Origin of the sequence: Bradyrhizobium sp. BRP23 (assembly GCF_020194135.1) — a bacterium.
Lineage (GTDB): Bacteria > Pseudomonadota > Alphaproteobacteria > Rhizobiales > Xanthobacteraceae > Bradyrhizobium > Bradyrhizobium yuanmingense.
In genome coordinates this window covers 510,113-528,336 of record NZ_JADYVW010000001.1, presented here as the reverse complement: position 1 = coordinate 528,336, position 18,224 = coordinate 510,113, and the positions used below count along the sequence as shown (strand labels likewise).

16 protein-coding genes are annotated in these 18,224 nt (G+C 64.9%); 12 read left to right on the top strand and 4 right to left on the bottom strand.

Translation table 11 applies throughout. From position 1 onward, the window contains the following. Nucleotides 1–25: 25 nt before the first annotated feature. A complete protein-coding gene (locus tag I6F24_RS02395) occupies nucleotides 26–943 on the bottom strand; it encodes a LysR family transcriptional regulator (RefSeq protein WP_036004923.1) in 918 nt (305 codons plus the stop codon). Nucleotides 944–1,063: 120 nt separating this feature from the next. On the opposite strand from I6F24_RS02395, the gene I6F24_RS02390 reads away from it, so the two are divergent. From I6F24_RS02390 to I6F24_RS02365, 6 genes are all read left to right on the top strand, one after another. Continuing rightward, the gene (locus tag I6F24_RS02390) at nucleotides 1,064–1,879 is read left to right on the top strand and encodes a putative hydro-lyase (protein ID WP_057027085.1); all 816 of its coding nucleotides are present in this window, start codon (nucleotides 1,064–1,066) and stop codon (nucleotides 1,877–1,879) included. An 89-nt stretch (nucleotides 1,880–1,968) separates the two neighbouring features. Continuing rightward, on the top strand, nucleotides 1,969–3,213 hold the full coding sequence (locus tag I6F24_RS02385) for an ABC transporter substrate-binding protein (RefSeq protein WP_036025707.1): 1,245 nt from the start codon (nucleotides 1,969–1,971) through the stop codon (nucleotides 3,211–3,213). A 175-nt stretch (nucleotides 3,214–3,388) separates the two neighbouring features. Next, nucleotides 3,389–4,267, top strand: coding sequence for a branched-chain amino acid ABC transporter permease (locus tag I6F24_RS02380; protein WP_036004931.1), 879 nt, complete (start codon nucleotides 3,389–3,391; stop codon nucleotides 4,265–4,267). Then, nucleotides 4,267–5,250 (top strand): branched-chain amino acid ABC transporter permease, encoded by a 984-nt coding sequence (locus I6F24_RS02375; RefSeq protein WP_036004933.1) that lies wholly within the window; start codon nucleotides 4,267–4,269, stop codon nucleotides 5,248–5,250. The genes I6F24_RS02380 and I6F24_RS02375 overlap by 1 nt, the downstream gene beginning before the upstream one ends. After that, nucleotides 5,247–5,978: an ABC transporter ATP-binding protein gene (locus I6F24_RS02370; RefSeq protein WP_225149919.1), complete on the top strand. Its 732-nt coding sequence runs from the start codon at nucleotides 5,247–5,249 to the stop codon at nucleotides 5,976–5,978. Before I6F24_RS02375 ends, I6F24_RS02370 begins: the two co-directional genes overlap by 4 nt. Then, nucleotides 5,962–6,666 (top strand): ABC transporter ATP-binding protein, encoded by a 705-nt coding sequence (locus tag I6F24_RS02365; RefSeq protein WP_225149918.1) that lies wholly within the window; start codon nucleotides 5,962–5,964, stop codon nucleotides 6,664–6,666. The genes I6F24_RS02370 and I6F24_RS02365 overlap by 17 nt, the downstream gene beginning before the upstream one ends. A gap of 13 nt (nucleotides 6,667–6,679) precedes the next feature. Here I6F24_RS02365 and I6F24_RS02360 read toward each other — a convergent pair whose 3' ends face one another. Together I6F24_RS02360 and I6F24_RS02355 are read right to left on the bottom strand one after the other, a co-directional pair. Then, nucleotides 6,680–6,997, bottom strand: a complete 318-nt coding sequence (locus I6F24_RS02360) for a hypothetical protein (RefSeq protein WP_225149917.1) — start codon at nucleotides 6,995–6,997, stop codon at nucleotides 6,680–6,682. Between the two features lie 53 nt (nucleotides 6,998–7,050). Beyond that, nucleotides 7,051–7,725 carry an aldolase gene (locus I6F24_RS02355; protein WP_225149916.1) on the bottom strand — a complete coding sequence of 225 codons (675 nt, stop codon included), beginning with the start codon at nucleotides 7,723–7,725 and terminating at the stop codon, nucleotides 7,051–7,053. Between the two features lie 106 nt (nucleotides 7,726–7,831). On the opposite strand from I6F24_RS02355, the gene ltnD reads away from it, so the two are divergent. From ltnD to I6F24_RS02325, 6 genes are all read left to right on the top strand, one after another. Further along, nucleotides 7,832–8,749, top strand: coding sequence for an L-threonate dehydrogenase (gene ltnD, locus I6F24_RS02350; RefSeq protein WP_225149915.1), 918 nt, complete (start codon nucleotides 7,832–7,834; stop codon nucleotides 8,747–8,749). Nucleotides 8,750–8,762: 13 nt separating this feature from the next. After that, nucleotides 8,763–9,545 carry a 2-oxo-tetronate isomerase gene (otnI, locus tag I6F24_RS02345; protein ID WP_036025697.1) on the top strand — a complete coding sequence of 261 codons (783 nt, stop codon included), beginning with the start codon at nucleotides 8,763–8,765 and terminating at the stop codon, nucleotides 9,543–9,545. Further along, nucleotides 9,542–10,816, top strand: a complete 1,275-nt coding sequence (gene otnK, locus I6F24_RS02340) for a 3-oxo-tetronate kinase (RefSeq protein ID WP_036025695.1) — start codon at nucleotides 9,542–9,544, stop codon at nucleotides 10,814–10,816. The genes otnI and otnK overlap by 4 nt, the downstream gene beginning before the upstream one ends. Before the next feature lie 168 nt (nucleotides 10,817–10,984). Continuing rightward, on the top strand, nucleotides 10,985–12,676 hold the full coding sequence (locus I6F24_RS02335; protein ID WP_074447503.1) for a methyl-accepting chemotaxis protein: 1,692 nt from the start codon (nucleotides 10,985–10,987) through the stop codon (nucleotides 12,674–12,676). Nucleotides 12,677–12,920: 244 nt separating this feature from the next. Continuing rightward, entirely contained in the window at nucleotides 12,921–14,609 is a 1,689-nt protein-coding gene (locus I6F24_RS02330) for a CHASE3 domain-containing protein (RefSeq protein ID WP_225149914.1), read from the top strand. A gap of 231 nt (nucleotides 14,610–14,840) precedes the next feature. Further along, entirely contained in the window at nucleotides 14,841–16,535 is a 1,695-nt protein-coding gene (locus I6F24_RS02325; RefSeq protein WP_225149913.1) for a methyl-accepting chemotaxis protein, read from the top strand. 141 nt (nucleotides 16,536–16,676) lie between these two features. Here the strand turns inward: I6F24_RS02325 and I6F24_RS02320 are convergent, their stop codons facing one another. Then, nucleotides 16,677–18,185 carry an acetyl-CoA acetyltransferase gene (locus I6F24_RS02320; RefSeq protein ID WP_225149912.1) on the bottom strand — a complete coding sequence of 503 codons (1,509 nt, stop codon included), beginning with the start codon at nucleotides 18,183–18,185 and terminating at the stop codon, nucleotides 16,677–16,679. Between the last annotated feature and the right edge of the window lie 39 nt (nucleotides 18,186–18,224).

The following is an 18,224-nucleotide window of genomic DNA, read 5'->3' as shown; positions in this document are numbered from 1 at the left end:
TTCTCTCTTTTGTCCGGCGCCTTTTTCAATGACGCGCCTGTGCGGGCGCGTCAACCGCGAGGCTGCTCTGCGCAATTTGCCGTGCAAGCTCGGCGACGCGCTCCACGGCGACGACATCGGGCGAGGCCAGCCAGCTCGCGGTGAAGGTCAGCGGCGCGATGGAAAGATCGGTGTCGAGCAGCTGCAGCCGTCCGTCGGCGAGTTCGTTCTCGACGATGGCGTCGGGGATCACGGCGATGCCAAGGCCCTCGACCGCCATGTGGATGACGGTCGCCAGCGAAGCGGACGCATGCAGGCGGATCGGCGGCAGCTCCGGCCGGTCGAACACCTCGCGCACGACCTCGTAGGGCTTGGTCTTGCGCGGGAAGGTGATGATCGGAAACCGCGCGAGGTCCGCCGGCGTCACCGGGCCCTTGCCGAGCCCGAGCGAGGGACTCGCGAGGAAGCCGATCGGATAATCGGCGAGCACGCGGTTGTGCACGCCGGAGGCGGACAGCGGTCCGACCACGAAGGCGAGCTCGATCTCCTGTGCGAGCAGGCGCGCGGTGAGGTTCGGCGTGATGTCGACCTCGATCTCCAGCGACAGGTTCGGATAGACCTCGTTGACGCTCTTGACGAGCCGCGGCAGCCAGGTGTGCACGATGGTCTCGGCGACGCCGAGCCGCATCACGCCGCGCATCGCGGAAGCATCGCCGATCTCCGCCATCATCGCAGCGCGCAGGCCGATCAGCTTCTCCGCGTAGACCATCATCTGTCGGCCGCTCGGGGTCGGGGAGGCGATGCGATGATCGCGGTTCAGGAGCTTCACGCCCATCTCGCGCTCGAGCTGGGCGATGCGCTGGGAGATCGCCGGCTGGGTGGTGTTGAGGCGTTGCGCGGCGCCACGAAAGCTGCCGAGCTTCACGACCCATAGGAACGTCTCGATCGACCTGAAGTCCAGCATTGGAAGGATTTTCCCAATCGATAAATCAGATTTATCGAGATTGATTAGAAACGAAGATTAGACTTTATAGCACGCTTGGTGTTGGCTTGTCTTTGTCGAGTTTATAGGCAGGTCGATCACATGACTGTTTTGGTGGCAGCGCAGCAAACTGAAACACCAGACGCCCTCCCGAGCCGCAAGGCCCGGCTCGCCTACCGCGAGGGGCTGGTCGCATCCACCGCCGGCGCCGCCCCCGGATATGTCCAGGGCAATCTGGCGATCCTGCCGGCGGAATATGCCGGTGCGTTCCACCGCTTCTGCCAGCTCAATCCCAAGCCGTGCCCGATCATCGGCATGTCCGATGTCGGCAGCCCTTACATCCCCTCGCTCGGCGCCGATCTCGACATCCGCACCGACGTTCCGCGCTACCGCGTCTGGCGCGACGGCGAGGTCGTGGACGAGCCCACCGACGTGAAGAGCTACTGGCGCGACGATCTCGTCACCTTCGTGCTCGGCTGCTCGTTCTCGTTCGAGGAGGCGTTGCTCGAGGAGGGCATGCCGATCCGCCACATCGAGAAGAACGTGCGCGTGCCGATGTACCGCACCAACATCGCCTGCGGTGTATCAGGTCCGTTCGCCGGTCCCATGGTGGTGTCGATGCGTCCGTTCAAGCCGGCCGATGCGATCCGCGCGGTGCAGATCACCTCGCGCTATCCGGCCGTGCACGGCGCGCCCGTGCATCTCGGCCATCCGCATCTGATCGGCATCAAGGATATCGCCAAGCCCGACTACGGCGATCCGGTGCCGGTCGCCGACGACGAGATCCCGGTGTTCTGGGCCTGCGGGGTGACGCCGCAATCGGTCATCAACGCCGCGAAACTGCCGTTCGCGATCACGCATTCGCCCGGCCTGATGCTGGTGACCGATCTCAAGAACAGAAACATGGCCGTGATTTAGTGGGCAGCGTCTGCTGCTTCTTCGGGCTTTACCGCATCCACCAATCGCTTCATTCGATCAGCCGAAATTCAGTAACAGGGGACTTTGCCATGACGATCACTCGCCGCGACGTGTTGTTGGGGGCCACCGCCACTGCCGTCCTAGTGCCGCTGGCAGCGCGCGCACAGAGCTCGGAAGTCGTGATCGGCGTGATCTATCCCTTCTCCGGCGGCAGCGCGCAGCAGGGCGTCGACGCGCAGAAGGCCTATGAGACCGCGCTCGAAGTCATCAACAAGGACAGCGATTTCGACCTGCCGCTGGCGAAGGGCGAAGGCCTGCCGGGCCTCGGTGGCGCCAAGATCCGACTCGTGTTCGCCGACCATCAGGCCGATCCGCAGAAGGGCCGCGCCGAGGCCGAGCGCCTGATCACGCAGGAGAAGGTCTGCGCCGTCATCGGCACTTACCAGAGCGCGGTGGCCGTCACCGTCAGCCAGATCTGCGAGCGCTATCAGGTCCCGTTCCTGTCCGCCGACAATTCCTCGCCGAGCCTGCACCGCCGCGGCCTGAAATATTACTTCCGCGCCTCGCCGCACGACGAGATGTACTCGGCTGCGATGTTCGACTTCTTCGACGCCATGAAGAAGAAGGGCACCAAGATCGAGACGCTGTCGCTGTTCCACGAGGACACCATCTTCGGCACAGATTCCGGCAATGCCCAGACCAAGATCGCCGGCGAGCGCGCCTATAAGATCGTCACCGACATCAAGTATCGCGCCAACTCGCCCTCGCTCTCTGCCGAGGTGCAGCAGCTCAAGACCGCCAATGCCGACGTGCTGATGCCGTCGAGCTACACCACCGACGGCATCCTCCTGGTCAAGACCATGGCCGAGCTCGGCTACAAGCCGAATGCGATCGTGGCGCAGGACGCCGGCTTCTCCGAGAAGGCGCTCTACGATGCCGTCGGCGACAAGCTCGAAGGCGTGATCTCGCGCGGCACCTTCTCGCTCGACCTCGCGCAGAAGCGGCCGATGGTCGGCAAGATCAACGAGATGTTCAAGGCCAGGTCCGGCAAGGATTTCAACGACCTCACCTCGCGGCAGTTCATGGGCCTGATCATCCTCGCCGACGCCATCAGCCGCGCCAAGTCGACCGACGGCGAGAAGATCCGCGACGCGCTGGCCGCGACCGACATCCCGGGCGAGAAGACCATCATGCCCTGGAAGCGCGTCAAGTTCGACGAGATGGGCCAGAACAACGACGCCGATCCGGTGCTGCTGCAATATGTCGGCGGCAAGTTCGTCACCATCTTCCCGCCGCAGGCCGCGATCGCCGAGGCGATCTGGCCGATGAAGTAAGCGCTGCGGGGGCAGCGGAGCAGGCGCTGTGGGAAGCAAGCTGCTCCCACACCGTCATTGCGAGGAGCGAAGCGACGAAGCAATCCAGACTGCTTTCCTTCGAAACATTTCTGGATTGCTTCGCTTCGCTCGCAATGACGAAGCCTGTCGTGACGTTTCGAACGGGGGACCAGAGTTGACAGCCCAAGCCATTATCCAGAGTCTCGCGAGCGGCCTTCTGATGGGCCTGCTCTACGGATTGATCGCGGTCGGCCTCGCGCTGATCTTCGGCCTGATGGACGTCACGAACTTCGCCCATGGCGAGTTCCTGATGATCGCGATGTATCTGTCTTTCTTCCTGTTCGCGTTCTTCGCCATCGATCCGCTGTTGTCGGCGCCGTTGGTCGCCGCGGCACTCTTCATATTCGGAGCGGTCGTCTACCTGCTCCTTGTACGTTTCGCCATGCGGGCCAAGGCCAACGCCGGCATGGTGCAGATCTTCACCACCTTCGGCCTCGCCATCGTCATGCGCGGCCTTGCGCAGTATTTCTTCACGCCGGACTATCGCAGCATCCCACAATCCTGGCTCGGCGGCAAAACCATCTCGGTCGGCGGAATCTTTCTGCCGGAGCCGCAACTGGTCGGCGCGCTGGTCTCGATCGCCGCTTTTGCAGGTCTCTACTTCTTCATCCACCGAACCGATTTCGGCCGCGCGATCGAAGCGACCCGCGAGGATCCCGGTGCAGTCGCGCTTGTCGGCATCGACAAGAACCGCGTCTTCGCGTTCGGCTGGGGGCTCGGCGCCGCGCTGGTCGGTCTCGCAGGCGCGATCATGGCGGTGTTCTTCTACATCTATCCCGACGTCGGCGCCTCCTTTGCGCTGATCGCCTATGTCACGGTGGCGCTCGGCGGCTTCGGCAGCGTGTTCGGCGCCTTCGCCGGTGGCATCATCGTCGGTCTCGTCGAAGCGGTCACCGCGCTGGTGCTGCCGCCGTCGCTGAAATCGGTCGGCATCTACTCGGTCTATCTGCTGGTCGTCTTCATCCGGCCGCGCGGCCTGTTTGGATCGATGTGATGGACAAGGATTTTGCAGCGCGGCGCCGCCGCGACCTCATCATCGCCGCAGCGCTCGCTACCATTGCCGCGCTGACGCCGTTGTTCGTGAAGGACGTCGTCGTCCAGAACATCCTGATCCTGACACTGATGTATGCGGGATTGTCGCAGAGCTGGAATATCCTGTCCGGCTATTGCGGGCAGATCTCGCTCGGCCACGCGCTGTATTTCGGTCTCGGGGCCTACACCACCGAGCTGCTGTTCACGAAGTTCGGCGTGCTGCCTTGGTTCGGCATGCTGGCGGGCGGAGTGGTGTCGGCGCTGATCGCGATGGGGCTCGGCTATCCCTTCTTCCGCCTGCGCGGCCATTACTTCGTGATTGCCACCATCGTCATCGCCGAGATCGGCTTGCTTTTGTTCCACAACTGGGAATGGGCCGGTGCCGCGATGGGTATCACCATTCCGATCCGCGGCGACAGCTGGCTGAAATTCCAGTTTCTGCGCACCAAGCTGCCCTACTTCTATTTCGCGCTGGCGCTGTGCTGCCTCGCCTGGTTCGTGACATGGTGGCTGGAAAACTCCAAGTGGGGATTTTGGTGGCGTGCCGTCAAGGACAACCCGGAGGCGGCCGAGAGCCTCGGTGTCGACGTGTTCAATTCCAAGATGGGTGCGGCCGCGGTCTCCGCCTTCCTTGTCGCCGTGGGCGGCAGCTTCTACGCCCAGTTCGTCTCCTACATCGATCCGGAAAGCGTCATGGGCTTTCAGTTCTCGCTGCTGATGGCGCTACCGGCCGTGCTCGGCGGCATCGGCACCCTGTGGGGGCCGGTGTTAGGGGCGGCCATCCTGATCCCGCTGACTGAGCTGACGCGCTTCAAGTTCGGCGGCTCGGGGCGGGGTGTCGACCTCATTGTCTACGGCACGCTGATCGTTCTGATCTCGCTGGCCCTGCCGCGCGGCCTGCTGAGCCTGTTTTCACGCCCGAAGAAGACGGGAGCTGCCCGATGAGCGCGCTGCTCGAAACCCGCGGCGTCTGGCAGCGCTTCGGCGGCCTCGTCGCCAACAGCGACGTCTCGATATCGGTCGACCGCGGCGAGATCGTCGGCCTGATCGGCCCGAACGGCGCCGGCAAGTCGACGCTGTTCAATCTGATCGCCGGCGTGCTGCCGCCGACGCAAGGCTCGATTTGGTTCGACGGCGAGGACGTCACCCGCATGCCGGCGGCGATGCGCTGCCAGCGCGGGGTAGGACGCACCTTCCAGGTGGTCAAGAGCTTCGAGACCATGACTGTCATCGACAACGTCATCGTCGGTGCACTCGTGCGCAACACCGTGATGCGCGAGGCCCGCCGCAAGGCGCATGAGGTGCTGGAGTTCACCGGCCTTGCAGCGCGCGCCGACGTGCTCGCGAGCGACCTCGTTCCGGCCGAGAAGCGCCGCCTCGAAGTCGCGCGGGCGCTTGCGACCGAACCGAAGCTGCTGCTGCTCGACGAAGTCCTCACCGGACTGACGCCGACCGAGGCGCAGACCGGCGTCGCCTTGGTGCGCAAGGTGCGCGATACCGGCATCACCGTGCTGATGGTCGAGCACGTCATGGAGATCGTGATGCCGCTGGTCGACCGAGCCATCGTGCTCGACCTCGGCAAGGTGCTGGTCGAGGGCAAGCCCGCCGACGTCGTCCGCGATCCCAAGGTGATCAAGGCATATCTGGGAGATCGTCATGCTGTCGGTGCGTGAAGTCACCACCGCCTATCAGGGCCTGGTCGCGATTTCCGCGGTCTCGATCGAAGTCCAGAAGGGCGAGATCGTCTGCGTCGCCGGCGCCAATGGCGCGGGCAAGTCGACGCTGCTCAAGTCCATCGCTGGCGCCGAACGCCCGCGCTCGGGCAGCGTGACGTTCGACGGCAAGCGCCTCGACGGCATGGCGCAGCATCACATCACGGCGACCGGCATCGCCTATGTGCCGGAGAACCGCCGTTTGTTTCCGCGCCTGTCCGTGCGCGACAACCTTCGCCTCGGCAGCTATCTCTACCGGGGCGAAGCGAACCGGGAAGAGCCGCTCGACCTCGTCTTCAAGCTGTTCCCGCGCCTTCAGGAGCGCCTGGAGCAGCGCGCCGAGACGCTCTCCGGCGGCGAGCAGCAGATGCTCGCCATCGGCCGCGCGCTGATGACGCGTCCGCGGCTGTTGATGCTGGACGAGCCCTCGCAGGGCATCATGCCGAAGCTGGTCGACGAAATTTTCCAGGCGGTGAAGCTCATCCGTGACTCCGGCATGACCGTCCTCATCGTCGAGCAGCGCATGGCCGAATGCCTGGAGATCGCCGACCGCGCCTACATCCTGCAGACCGGCCGTGTGCTGATGCAGGGCCCGTCCGCGGAGATCAAGGGCAACCCCGACGTGAGGAAGGCGTATCTGGGCCTCTAAGCTAAGTCAGAAATCAATTAGGCAACAATGCGCTCGGAGCCATCATGTCTGCTTCGTCTTCGTGGACAAGGAGCCTGCCTCCCAGAATGAATCCTTGCCATCCTCGTCCCGAAAGTGCGTAGACGTTGAGGCCTTCCTCGATCAGATCGATGGGATTGCTCGGGAAACCCTGCAGATAGCCATGGTCAACTTGCCTGATTTCGATCCCCTCGAACCAAGATCGAATCTCCATCGCACGCACATCGAGGATCAGCACGTCGAGCCGAGTAGGATAATTGTCCGTCTTGCCACTCCTGAACAGCAGTGGCCCATGGCCGGCCGCGTAGCTCATCAAGGAAAACTTCCTCTCCGACTTGAAGTGAGCATGGTTGCTTTGCATCGTGCCTACTCGTGATCGTGGTGCTCCGGCAGCGTCACCTCGAACACCTTCACCAGATCCTTCACCTGCGCCGGCGACAAATACCGCGGGTTCATCCCGCGCAGCAGCAGGTACAGCTTCGCCGTCTCCTCAAGCTCCTCTGTCGCGAAAACCGCCGCCTCCAGCGTGTCGCCGGCGACGACCGGGCCGTGATTGGCGAGCAGCACGGATGAATATTTCCCCGCCAGTCCCTTGATCGCATCCGCGACCGCGGGATCGCCGGGGCGGTAATAGGGCACGAGCGCGGTGGCGCCGCATTTCATCAAATAATAGGCCGTCATCGGCGGCAGCGCGGCGCGCGGGTCGATCTCGGGCAGCATCGACAGCGCCACCGAATGCGTGGAGTGCAGATGCACGATGGCCCGCGCGCTGCCGCGCGTGTCGTAGAGCGCATTGTGCAGCGGAACTTCCTTGGTCGGCGCGTCGCCCGACACCAGCCGGCCCTGCTGGTCCAGCCGTGATAGTCTTGCGGGATCGAGGAAGCCGAGCGAGGCGTTGGTCGGCGTCACCAGCCAGCCGCCATCGTCCATCTTGACGCTGATATTGCCGGAGGAGCCCGGCGTCAGCCCGCGCTCGAACAGGGACCGTCCGAAGCGGCAGATGTCCTCGCGCAGCCGTGTTTCATTGCTCATGGCCGTCATGCTTGCTTGTCTCACGCTTTGGCAGCGCGGCCAAGCCGTGTTATTCGGTTGCCAAGCTGCCGCAAAGGGCGGCCATCCGGGAAACGCTCGCAAGGGTCAGTTGCATATGTCCGCCTCCACCTCACGAAATCAGCGTATCGCCGTCGTCGGGCTCGGCTCGATGGGATTTGGCATGGCGACCTCGCTCAAGCGCGCTGGCCATGCCGTGACCGGCTGCGACGTCTCGGCGGATGCCGTCGCGCGCTTCGTGAAGGACGGCGGCGCGGGGGCCAAGACGCCGGCCGAAGCGGCCAAGGACGCAGACATCGTTGTCAGCGTGGTGGTCAATGCCGCGCAGACCGAAACCATCCTGTTCGGCAAGGATGGCGCCGCCGAGACCATGCCCAAGGACAGCGTGTTCGTCTCCTCGGCGACGATGGATCCCGACGTGGCGCGCCGTCTTGCCAAGCAGCTGGAGGCGACCGGCCGGCACTATCTGGATGCGCCGATCTCCGGCGGGGCGCAGCGCGCCGCGCAAGGCGAATTGACGATTCTTGCCTCCGGCAGCTCGGCCGCCTTTGCCAAGGCGCGGCCGGCGCTCGATGCCATGGCTGCAAAGCTCTACGAGCTCGGCGATGCCGCCGGGCAGGGCGCTGCGTTCAAGATGATCAATCAGCTGCTCGCCGGCGTTCACATCGCCGCCGCCAGCGAAGCCATGGCGTTCGCAGCCAAGCAGGGCCTCGACATCCGCAAGGTCTACGAGGTGATCACGGCCTCGGCCGGTAATTCCTGGATGTTCGAGAACCGCATGCCGCATGTGCTCGACGGCGACTACACGCCGCGAAGCGCGGTGGAGATCTTCGTCAAGGACCTCGGCATCATCCAGGACATGGCGCGCACGGCCCGATTCCCCGTGCCGGTCTCCGCCGCCGCGCTCCAGATGTTCCTGATGACATCGGCCGCCGGCATGGGCCGCGACGACGACGCATCGGTCGCGCGCATGTATGCGCAGGTCACCGGCGTCAAGCTGCCCGGCGACAAGTAACAGAGGATCTCCAATGCCCCGTTTCGCCGCCAATCTCTCGATGATGTTCACCGAGGTGCCGTTCCTCGACCGCTTCGACGCCGCCGCGCAAGCGGGCTTCACCGCGGTGGAATTCCTGTTTCCGTACGAGCATGCCGCCGAGGCCGTCGGCGAACGGCTCAAGCGCAACGGCCTGACCCAGGCGCTGTTCAACCTGCCGCCGGGCGACTGGAACGCCGGCGAGAAGGGCTTTGCGGCGCTGCCATCGCGCTTTTCCGATCTCAAGGCGAGCCTGGAGACGGCGCTGCCTTATGCCAAGGCGACGGGCGTCAAGCGCCTGCACCTGATGGCCGGCATCGCCAATCGCGGCGAGCGCGTCGCGATCGAGGCCTTCTACAAATCGGTGGCCTGGGCCGCCGAGTTCTTCGCGCCGCACGGCATCGACATCGTGATCGAGCCGATCAATGCGCGCAACGTGCCCGGCTACTTCCTCAACGATTTCGGCTTTGCGCGGGATCTGATCCAGGAGCTGAGGCTTGCGAACCTGAAGCTCCAGTTCGACATCTATCACTGCCAGATCATCCATGGCGACGTCACGATGCGGCTGCGCGAGATGATGCCGATCATCGGCCACATCCAGATCGCGAGCATTCCCTCGCGCAACGAGCCCGATGGCGAGGAGCTGAACTATCCGTTCCTGTTCGATGAGCTCGACCGGCTCGGCTATGCCGGCTTTGTCGGCTGCGAATACAATCCGCGCGGCAAGACCACCGATGGCCTCGCCTGGTTCAAGCCCTATGCGGGAGTGAAGCCGTGACCCCAGCGTTAGGCTGCATCGCCGACGATTACACCGGCGCCTCCGATCTCGCCAACACGCTGACGCGCGCCGGCCTGCGCACCGTCCAGACCATCGGCGTGCCCGCCGACGATCTCGCGCTGCCCGAGGTCGATGCCGTCGTGGTGTCACTGAAGAGCCGCTCGATCGAAGCCGGCCTCGCGGTGTCGCGCTCGCGCGCCGCTGAAACATGGCTGCGCGGCCGCGGCGTGGGCCACGTGCTGTTCAAGATCTGCTCGACCTTCGATTCCACCGACGCCGGCAATATCGGTCCGGTCATGGATGCGCTGCGCGCCGATTGCGACGAGGGAGCCGTGCTGGTGACGCCTGCCTTTCCGGAGACCGGGCGCACCGTCTATCAGGGCAATCTGTTCGTCGGCGCCGTGCCGCTCAGCGAGAGCCCGCTAAAGGACCATCCGCTCAACCCGATGCATGATTCCAACCTGGTGCGCGTGCTGGCGCGCCAGAGCAGCACGCAGATCGGCCTCGTCGATCTCGCCACCGTCGCGCGCGGTGCGGAGGCCGTGCGGGCACGGCTGGCCGAGCTCGCCGCCAGGGGCATCGGTGCTGCGATCATCGACGCCGTGTTCGACCGCGACCTCGAGACCATCGGTCTCGTCGCCGCTGAACATCTTCTGTCGGTCGGCGCGTCCGGCATGGGCCTCGGGCTTGCGCGCGCGCTGGTGTCGACGGGTAAGGTGAAGCCGGCGCCGAGCGGCGAAACCGGCGCGGCCGTCGGCGGCCTGGCGGCATGCCTTGCCGGCAGCTGCTCGCAGGCGACGCTTCAGCAGATCGCCAGCGCCGAACGCATCATGCCGGTGCTTCATCTCGATCCGGAGCGGATCGTCGCGGGCGCCGCTGAAGCGCAGCGTGCGCTGGACTGGGCGAGGCCGCGGCTTGCGCAAGGTCCGGTGCTGATCGCTTCGAGCGCGACGCCGGACGCCGTTGCGGCCGTGCAGGCACGCCATGGCCGCGATGCCGCAGGCCACGCCATCGAGCAGGCCATGGCCGGCATCGCCGAGGGTCTGGTGCAGGCCGGCGTCCGTCGCTTGATCGTCGCCGGTGGCGAGACATCCGGCGCCGTGGTCGATCGGTTGAAAATTCCTGGATTTCTCGTAGGAGTAGAAATCGCGGCGGGAGTCCCGGTGCTGCGCGCGGTCGGTGCAAGCTCCGGCGAGATGTTGCTCGCTTTGAAATCTGGAAACTTTGGCGGTCCGGACTTCTTCTCCGACGCGCTTAGGCTCATGCGCTGAGCGCAGAGCCTCCTTAGTCCATCGTTCATTTCTTTCGGCTTCGGTACTCGTACGGAGCCGCAGTTAACATTTGCGCAGGTGCTCTGCGCTCAGATGTCGCCGCAGCTCCTCTTTGGTTGATTCTTAGAGCTTCGACGCGCATCCGCGCCAGCACAACGAGATCCGATTATGTTCGCCAATATTTCCATCCGCGCCAAGATCATCAGTGTCGTGGCATTCCTGCTCGTCGCGATGGCCGGCATGGGCCTGCTCGCCATCATGAAAATGCGGTCGATGAACGCCAACACGGTCGACATCACGATGAATTGGATGCCCAGCGTGCGGGTGCTGGGCGAGCTTCGGGCGAGCGTCATCACCTATCGCAACGTGGTCCGCCAGCACATGCTTTCCGACACGCTGGACGAGAAGCTCGCCAACGAAAAGACGGCCGTGACGGTGCTCGAGGCGCTTGCCAAATACCGCAGCCGCTACGAGCCGATGATCACCTCGCCGGAGGAGAGGGCGCTCTACACCCAATGGGCAAAGCTCTGGGACGATTACAAGAGGGGCACCGAAGAGGTGATGGCGCTCTCGCGCAAGGAAGCCGGCAAGATCCCACACGAGGCCCGGGAGCTGAATACGAAGACCGTCAACAAGCTCGGTCTTCAGGCAGACGAGGTCCTGACCAAGGACATCGAGCTCAACACCAAAGGCGGAGAACAGGCCGCCCAGGACGCCGCCGACAGTTACGCCTACGCCTTCATGCTGGTCTCGGCCATTCTCGGCGCTGCTATCGTCATCGGCATCGCCGTCAGCTTCTATCTCGTCCGCGACGTCTCTAGCGGCATCAACTCGATCACCCTGCCGATGCAGGCCCTGGGCCGAGGCGACCTCTCCGCCGAAGTCCCGCATCGCGGCGAGAAGACCGAGATCGGCGCCATGGCCGACGTGCTCCAGATCTTCAAGGAGGCGTTGATCGCCAAGAAGGCCGCCGACGAAGCCGCCGCGGCCGACGCCGAAGCCAAGATCGAGCGCGGCCGCCGCGTCGACGACATCACCCGCGAATTCGAAACGATGATCGGCGAGATCGTCCAGACCGTGTCATCGGCCTCGACCCAGTTAGAGGCCTCCGCCTCGACCTTGACCGCGACCGCCGACCGCTCGCAGCGGCTCGCGACCACGGTGGCCGGCGCTTCGGAGGAAGCCTCCACCAACGTGCAGTCGGTGGCCTCGGCGACCGAGGAGATGGCCTCGTCGGTCGGCGAGATCAGCCGCCAGGTGCAGGAATCGGCGCGGATGGCGGGCGATGCAGTCGGTCAGGCCCGTGCCACCACCGAGCGCGTCAGCGAATTGTCCAAGGCCGCCGCGCGCATCGGCGACGTCGTCGAGTTGATCAACACCATCGCCGGCCAGACCAACCTGCTGGCGCTGAACGCCACCATCGAGGCGGCGCGCGCAGGCGAAGCCGGCCGCGGTTTTGCCGTCGTCGCCTCCGAGGTGAAGGCGCTCGCCGAGCAGACCGCGAAGGCGACCGGCGAGATCGGCCAGCAGATCTCCGGTATCCAGGCGGCGACCAACGATTCCGTCGGCGCCATCAAGGAGATCTCCTCGACCATCGAGCGCCTGTCGGAGATCTCGTCGGCCATCGCCGCTGCGGTGGAAGAGCAGGGCGCCGCGACGCAGGAGATTGCCCGCAACGTGCAGCAGGCGGCGCATGGCACCCAGCAGGTGTCGTCCAACATCACGGACGTGCAGCGCGGCGCGACCGAGACCGGCACGGCCTCCTCGCAGGTGCTGTCCGCGGCGCAGATGCTGTCGAATGATTCGGGCCGGCTGAAGAACGAGGTCAGCAAGTTCCTGACCAACGTCCGCGCCGCGTAGACAGACGTGGGTTCCACAAGCAAGGGCGGCGCCATCGGCGCCGCTCATAGTTTTTCCTGCGCGCGTTGCGCTGTCGATATGCCCGTAGAATTGCGACGTACTCTTCAGCGAAAGCTCCGTACTACTGCGTAGCGTCGTTAAACCTAACAATCCTGAGCGACGGTAAGATCGTGGCGGAAGTCGTAGCACGATCGGAGCCGGTCCGGACCAGCAACTCCCGACCGTCAGCATTGGGGAGGATTTAATGTCTTGGATCAACAACCTTCGTATTTCCATTAAGGTTTCCGCCGTATTCGCGGCGATCTGTCTCGTCGTCGCCGGCAGCACCGCAGCCATCTACAACTCGCTGAGCGTAATGAATTCCACGGCGAAGATGACAGTGCATACCTATCAGGTGCTGGAGCAGCTTTCCGAGCTTGTCGGTGCGATGGTCAATCAGGAAACCGGCGTTCGCGGCTATCTCGTGTCTGGCGATGCCGGCTTTCTCGCTCCTTACGAAGCCGGGCTGAAACAATTTCAGACTGCGGCGGCCAAAGTCGGCAGCCTGACCTCGGACAACGCCACGCAGCAGAAGCGACTCGAGCAGGTCAAGGCGCTTGCCAACGACTGGGCAACCAACGTCGCGCAGCGCGAAATCGCGCTGATGAAGGATCCGGCAACCCAGGCGAAGGCGCGTGAGCTCGAGGCTTCCGGAGCCGGCAAGAAGTCGATGGATGGCCTCCGCGCCGTCGTCCAGGAAATGGACAGGGAAGAGCGGTCGCTGTTGTCAGTGCGGGCGGCTGCCTCCGACGCCGCCTCGTCCAGCGCCACCATGGCCATGCTGATCGGAGGCCTCGTCACCCTGCTGCTCTCGCTCGTGGGCGCCTTCGGCGTCGCCTTCGCGGTCACCCGCCCGATCCAGCGCATCACGACCGAGATGGGTGTTCTCGCGAATGGGGACACCTCGGTGATCGTATCGGGTATCGAACGCAAGGACGAGATCGGTGAGATGGCTCAGGCGGTCCAGGTGTTCAAGACCAATGCCATCGAGGTTGAGCGGCTGAAGGCGGAACAGGCTGAAACCGAGCGTCGCAATGCCGAGCAGCGCAAACGCGACATGGTCAGGCTCGCCGACGACTTCGAGAGCGCCGTCGGCCAGATCATCGGAACAGTGTCGTCGGCATCGACCCAGCTGGAAGCATCGGCCACCACCCTCACAGGTACGGCCGAGCGGTCCCAGAAGCTCGCGACCACGGTGGCCGGCGCTTCGGAGGAAGCCTCCACCAACGTGCAGTCGGTGGCCTCGGCGACCGAGGAGATGGCCTCGTCGGTCGGCGAGATCAGCCGCCAGGTGCAGGAATCGGCGCGGATGGCGGGCGATGCAGTCGGTCAGGCCCGTGCCACCACCGAGCGCGTCAGCGAATTGTCCAAGGCCGCCGCGCGCATCGGCGACGTCGTCGAGTTGATCAACACCATCGCCGGCCAGACCAACCTGCTGGCGCTGAACGCCACCATCGAGGCGGCGCGCGCAGGCGAAGCCGGCCGCGGTTTTGCCGTCGTCGCCTCCGAGGTGAAGGCGCTCGCCGAGCAGACCGCGAAGGCGACCGGCGAGATCGGCCAGCAGATCTCCGGTATCCAGGCGGCGACCAACGATTCCGTCGGCGCCATCAAGGAGATCTCCTCGACCATCGAGCGCCTGTCGGAGATCTCGTCGGCCATCGCCGCTGCGGTGGAAGAGCAGGGCGCCGCGACGCAGGAGATTGCCCGCAACGTGCAGCAGGCGGCGCAGGGCACCCAGCAGGTGTCGTCCAACATCACCGACGTGCAGCGCGGCGCAACCGAGACCGGCACGGCCTCCTCGCAGGTGCTGTCGGCGGCGCAGATGTTGTCGAACGATTCGAGCCGGCTGAAGAGCGAGGTCAGCAAGTTCCTGACCAACGTCCGCGCCGCGTAAGGCGCGGCCGAAGGATAGATCAAACCGGGAGCGGCGCCAAAAGCGCCGCTCTTTTTTTTCTGCGTAGCGTGATGTCGTCTGGCGGTAGGATCATGGGGAGCCGACCGTAAACATACGGGGTGCCCGTTTCATGGATAGTTAAATTCGATTCACGAGAATCGGCGGAAGGCGCCTCGAGCAGCGGCCGTCCTGTCCTGGAATGAACGCATACCGCATTGTTTGGGGGCTCTGATGCGCAAAAATCTTCCCGTCACCACCGTTGAATATCCGGTCAGTGATGAGACGTTGATCGTTTCGCGGACCGATCTGAAGGGCAAGCTCACCTACTTCAACGAGGACTTCCTCGCGGCCGCTGGCTTCACGTCCGCGGAACTGATGGGCCAGCCGCACAATATCGTTCGTCACCCGGACATGCCGCCGGAAGCATTCGACAATCTCTGGAACACGCTGAAAGCCGGCAAGCCCTGGCTCGGCGCAGTCAAGAACCGCCGCAAGAACGGTGACTTCTATTGGGTGCTGGCGACGGCTTCTCCGATCCGCGAGAACGGCGAGGTCAAGGGCTATACGTCGATCCGCACCAAGCTGCCGGCCGACCAGCGCAAGCTCGCCGAAGAGGTCTATGCCGCCATCGGCGAGAAGAAGCCGCATGGCTATCGCATCGACGCCGGCATCATCCGCCGCCGCTCCTGGCTCGACCACTTCAGCATCTTTACCGGGACGCTGAAGGCGCGCCTGATCACGATGATGGTGCTGCAGTCGCTGTTCATGCTCGCGCTCGGCATCGGTGGCGCGGTCGCCACCGGCGGTTCGACCAGCCTGATCCTGTCGCTGCTGGCTGTCGCCGGTGCGGCTATCGTCGGCTTCGCAGGCCTTGCGACCATGCGTGCTATTCAGGGACCGATGCGGCAGCTCAACGACACGCTGGTCAACCTCGTGCAGGACAAGCTTGACAATCGCATCGTGATCGAGCGCGACGACGAGATCGGCGAGGCGCTGCGCAACCTTCAGACCGTGCAGACCATCGTCCGTTTCAGCCGCGACGAGGTGCAGGCGGTGCAGCGCCGCGCCGAGGCGCAGCGCAAGGCCGACATGACCAAGCTTGCCGACGGTTTCGAGGCGGCGATCGGGGAAATCGTCGAGACCGTATCGGCCGCCGCGACCGAGCTCGAGGCATCGGCCTCGACCCTGTCCTCGACCGCGGGCCGGGCGCAGGAGCTGGCCACGGTGGTCGCGTCCGGCTCGGAGGCCGCCTCCAGCAATGTCCATTCGGTGGCTTCGGCTGCCGAGGAGATGTCGTCCTCGGTGCGCGAGATCGGGCGGCAGGTGCAGGATTCCTCCCGGATCGCGAGCGCGGCGGTCAGCCAGGCGCATGCCACCACCGAGCGTGTTAGCGAGCTGTCGCGGGCTGCGGCGCGGATCGGCGATGTCGTCGAGCTCATCAATGCGATTGCCGGCCAGACCAACCTCCTGGCACTCAACGCTACCATCGAGGCGGCGCGGGCTGGCGAAGCCGGCCGCGGCTTCGCGGTGGTGGCCTCCGAGGTCAAGGCGCTCGCCGAGCAGACGGCCAAGGCCACCGGCGAGATCGGCCAGCAGGTCGGCGGCATCCAGGCGGCGACGCAGGATTCGGTCAGCGCCATCGGGGAGATCAGCGGCACCATCGCGCGTCTGTCGGAGATCGCTTCGGCCATCGCGACGGCCGTGCAGCAGCAGGGCGCAGCGACCCAGGAGATCGCCCGCAACGTGCAGCAGGCCGCCCTGGGCACCCAGCAGGTCTCGTCCAACGTCGGCGACGTGCAGCGCGGCGCCTCGGAGACGGGATCAGCGTCCACGCAGGTGCTGTCGGCGGCCCAGATGCTGTCCCGCGATTCCAACCGCCTCAAGCTCGAGGTCGGCAAGTTCCTGAACTCGGTTCGCGCCGCCTGACTCTCGACCGCGTCGGAAAAAACAGGCGCCGAAGGGCTGAGATCTCGTAGGGTGGGCAAAGGCGCTCTTGCGCCGTGCCCACCATTCTTTCCGGATCACACGAAGGCCGTGGGCACGCTTCGCTTTGCCCACCCTACGAGATCACGCCACCCGCCACTCGGGCACGTTATCTTCTGCCATAGCGATTTCGCCGAACGAGCCGACCGGGGTGCGATCCATGGCGAGCAGCTGCGCCAGCGTCGCGCCGTCGCTCGCCGGGACCCGCGCCAGCGTGCGGCGATCGTCCTCTGTCCGCAGCATCACGACGCCATGCTCGATATTGCCGCCGCGGCCGTAAAGCACGGTGAAGCTCTCGACCGTGCCCTTGCCAGTGGCCTCCGCGACGAACTCCGGCACCGCGCGCTTGTTGCGGTCCGCATCGGCCTGCACGCTCGTTTCCTGCACCAGCGCCTCGCGCGGCGCCGTCTTCGACACCACCAGCGCGTGGTGCTTGGTGACGAAGCCGCCCTGGCCATAGAGCAGGCCGAGCTTGGCGCCGTCGCGCAGCCGCCGCACCATAGCGCAGGCGGCATGCGTCATGTAGGTGTTGAGCGGCGCGCCGAAGAAGGTGAGGCCGCCCGTCACGGTCGGCTGCACGTCGGCACCTAAGCCCAGTGTCCGCCGCGCCATTTTGGGCACGCAGGGGAAGCAACTGTAGAGCTCGATCGCGTCGAAGGACTTGCCGTCGCCGCCGGCGAGGTCCATCGCCGCTTTCAGCACGGCGTTCTGCGGGTGGCTCTCGTAAAACTGGTCGCGCAGCAGATAGTCACGCGGCTCTTCCGCGGAGGCGCCGCCGAGCGGGTAGACCAGTTTGTCTTCGGCGATCCCGGCTGCGCGTGCCTTGGCGAGACTGGTGAGCAGCAGCGCACCGCCCATGTTGACGCTGGGGTTCGCCACCATCAGCTTGTTGTAGGGCCAGGCGATCAGGCGATTGTCCGCGGTCGGCGTCGTAATCTCCTCCGGCGTGTAGCGCCGCTTCAGCCAGGCGTTCGGGTTCTCCGCGGCGGCTTCCGAATAGCGCGACCACAGCGTGCCTGACTCCGCCATGGCTTCGCGTGGCGTCTGACCCCAATGCGCGGAGGAGGCCGCTTCATAGAATGGATAGACGGTCACAGGTCGAAACACGCCGAGCTTCACCGCCAGCGGCTTCTGGAACGCCGCGCCGCGCTTCGGCTCCTCGACGTCATGGGCGAACGGCGTCCACGGCAGCTTGACGCCGGCGCGCTCCGCCTTGGTAGCGCTCGATTGCGCTTCCGCGCCGCACACCGCCGCCACGCTGCACTCGCCGCGCGCGATGCGCTTGGCCGCCTCGTGGATGTAGCGGATCGGGCTCTCGCCGCCGACTGGGCCGTAATAGCAATGCGCGGGCGAGATGCCGAGGCGCTGAGCCAAAAGCTGCTCCGGATCGCGATAGCGCCAGCTCAGGAAATTGACGACGTCGAGCGATTGCACCTCGCCCAGCAGTTTTGCGCCGGCGTCTTGTTCGGCGCGCCGCAGCGCCTGTTCGAGCAGGTCGAGCGGTTCGAGACCCTCGGCGATCTCCTTGGGGCGATCGACGATCTCGCCGATGCCGACGATGACGGGGATGCGGTCTTCGGGGATATTGGTCATTTCTTCTTGCTTCAGTTCACGATGTCAGTTGTTCGTCAT

Bases quoted from the DNA above. Each gene is read 5' to 3' on its own strand.
- I6F24_RS02395 (WP_036004923.1), bottom strand. From the start codon at position 943: ATGCTGGACTTCAGGTCGATCGAGACGTTCCTATGGGTCGTGAAGCTC.
- I6F24_RS02390 (WP_057027085.1), top strand. From the start codon at position 1,064: ATGACTGTTTTGGTGGCAGCGCAGCAAACTGAAACACCAGACGCCCTC.
- I6F24_RS02385 (WP_036025707.1), top strand. From the start codon at position 1,969: ATGACGATCACTCGCCGCGACGTGTTGTTGGGGGCCACCGCCACTGCC.
- I6F24_RS02375 (WP_036004933.1), top strand. From the start codon at position 4,267: ATGGACAAGGATTTTGCAGCGCGGCGCCGCCGCGACCTCATCATCGCC.
- I6F24_RS02370 (WP_225149919.1), top strand. From the start codon at position 5,247: ATGAGCGCGCTGCTCGAAACCCGCGGCGTCTGGCAGCGCTTCGGCGGC.
- I6F24_RS02365 (WP_225149918.1), top strand. From the start codon at position 5,962: ATGCTGTCGGTGCGTGAAGTCACCACCGCCTATCAGGGCCTGGTCGCG.
- I6F24_RS02360 (WP_225149917.1), bottom strand. From the start codon at position 6,997: ATGAGCTACGCGGCCGGCCATGGGCCACTGCTGTTCAGGAGTGGCAAG.
- I6F24_RS02355 (WP_225149916.1), bottom strand. From the start codon at position 7,725: ATGACGGCCATGAGCAATGAAACACGGCTGCGCGAGGACATCTGCCGC.
- ltnD (WP_225149915.1), top strand. From the start codon at position 7,832: ATGTCCGCCTCCACCTCACGAAATCAGCGTATCGCCGTCGTCGGGCTC.
- otnI (WP_036025697.1), top strand. From the start codon at position 8,763: ATGCCCCGTTTCGCCGCCAATCTCTCGATGATGTTCACCGAGGTGCCG.
- I6F24_RS02335 (WP_074447503.1), top strand. From the start codon at position 10,985: ATGTTCGCCAATATTTCCATCCGCGCCAAGATCATCAGTGTCGTGGCA.
- I6F24_RS02330 (WP_225149914.1), top strand. From the start codon at position 12,921: ATGTCTTGGATCAACAACCTTCGTATTTCCATTAAGGTTTCCGCCGTA.
- I6F24_RS02325 (WP_225149913.1), top strand. From the start codon at position 14,841: ATGCGCAAAAATCTTCCCGTCACCACCGTTGAATATCCGGTCAGTGAT.
- I6F24_RS02320 (WP_225149912.1), bottom strand. From the start codon at position 18,185: ATGACCAATATCCCCGAAGACCGCATCCCCGTCATCGTCGGCATCGGC.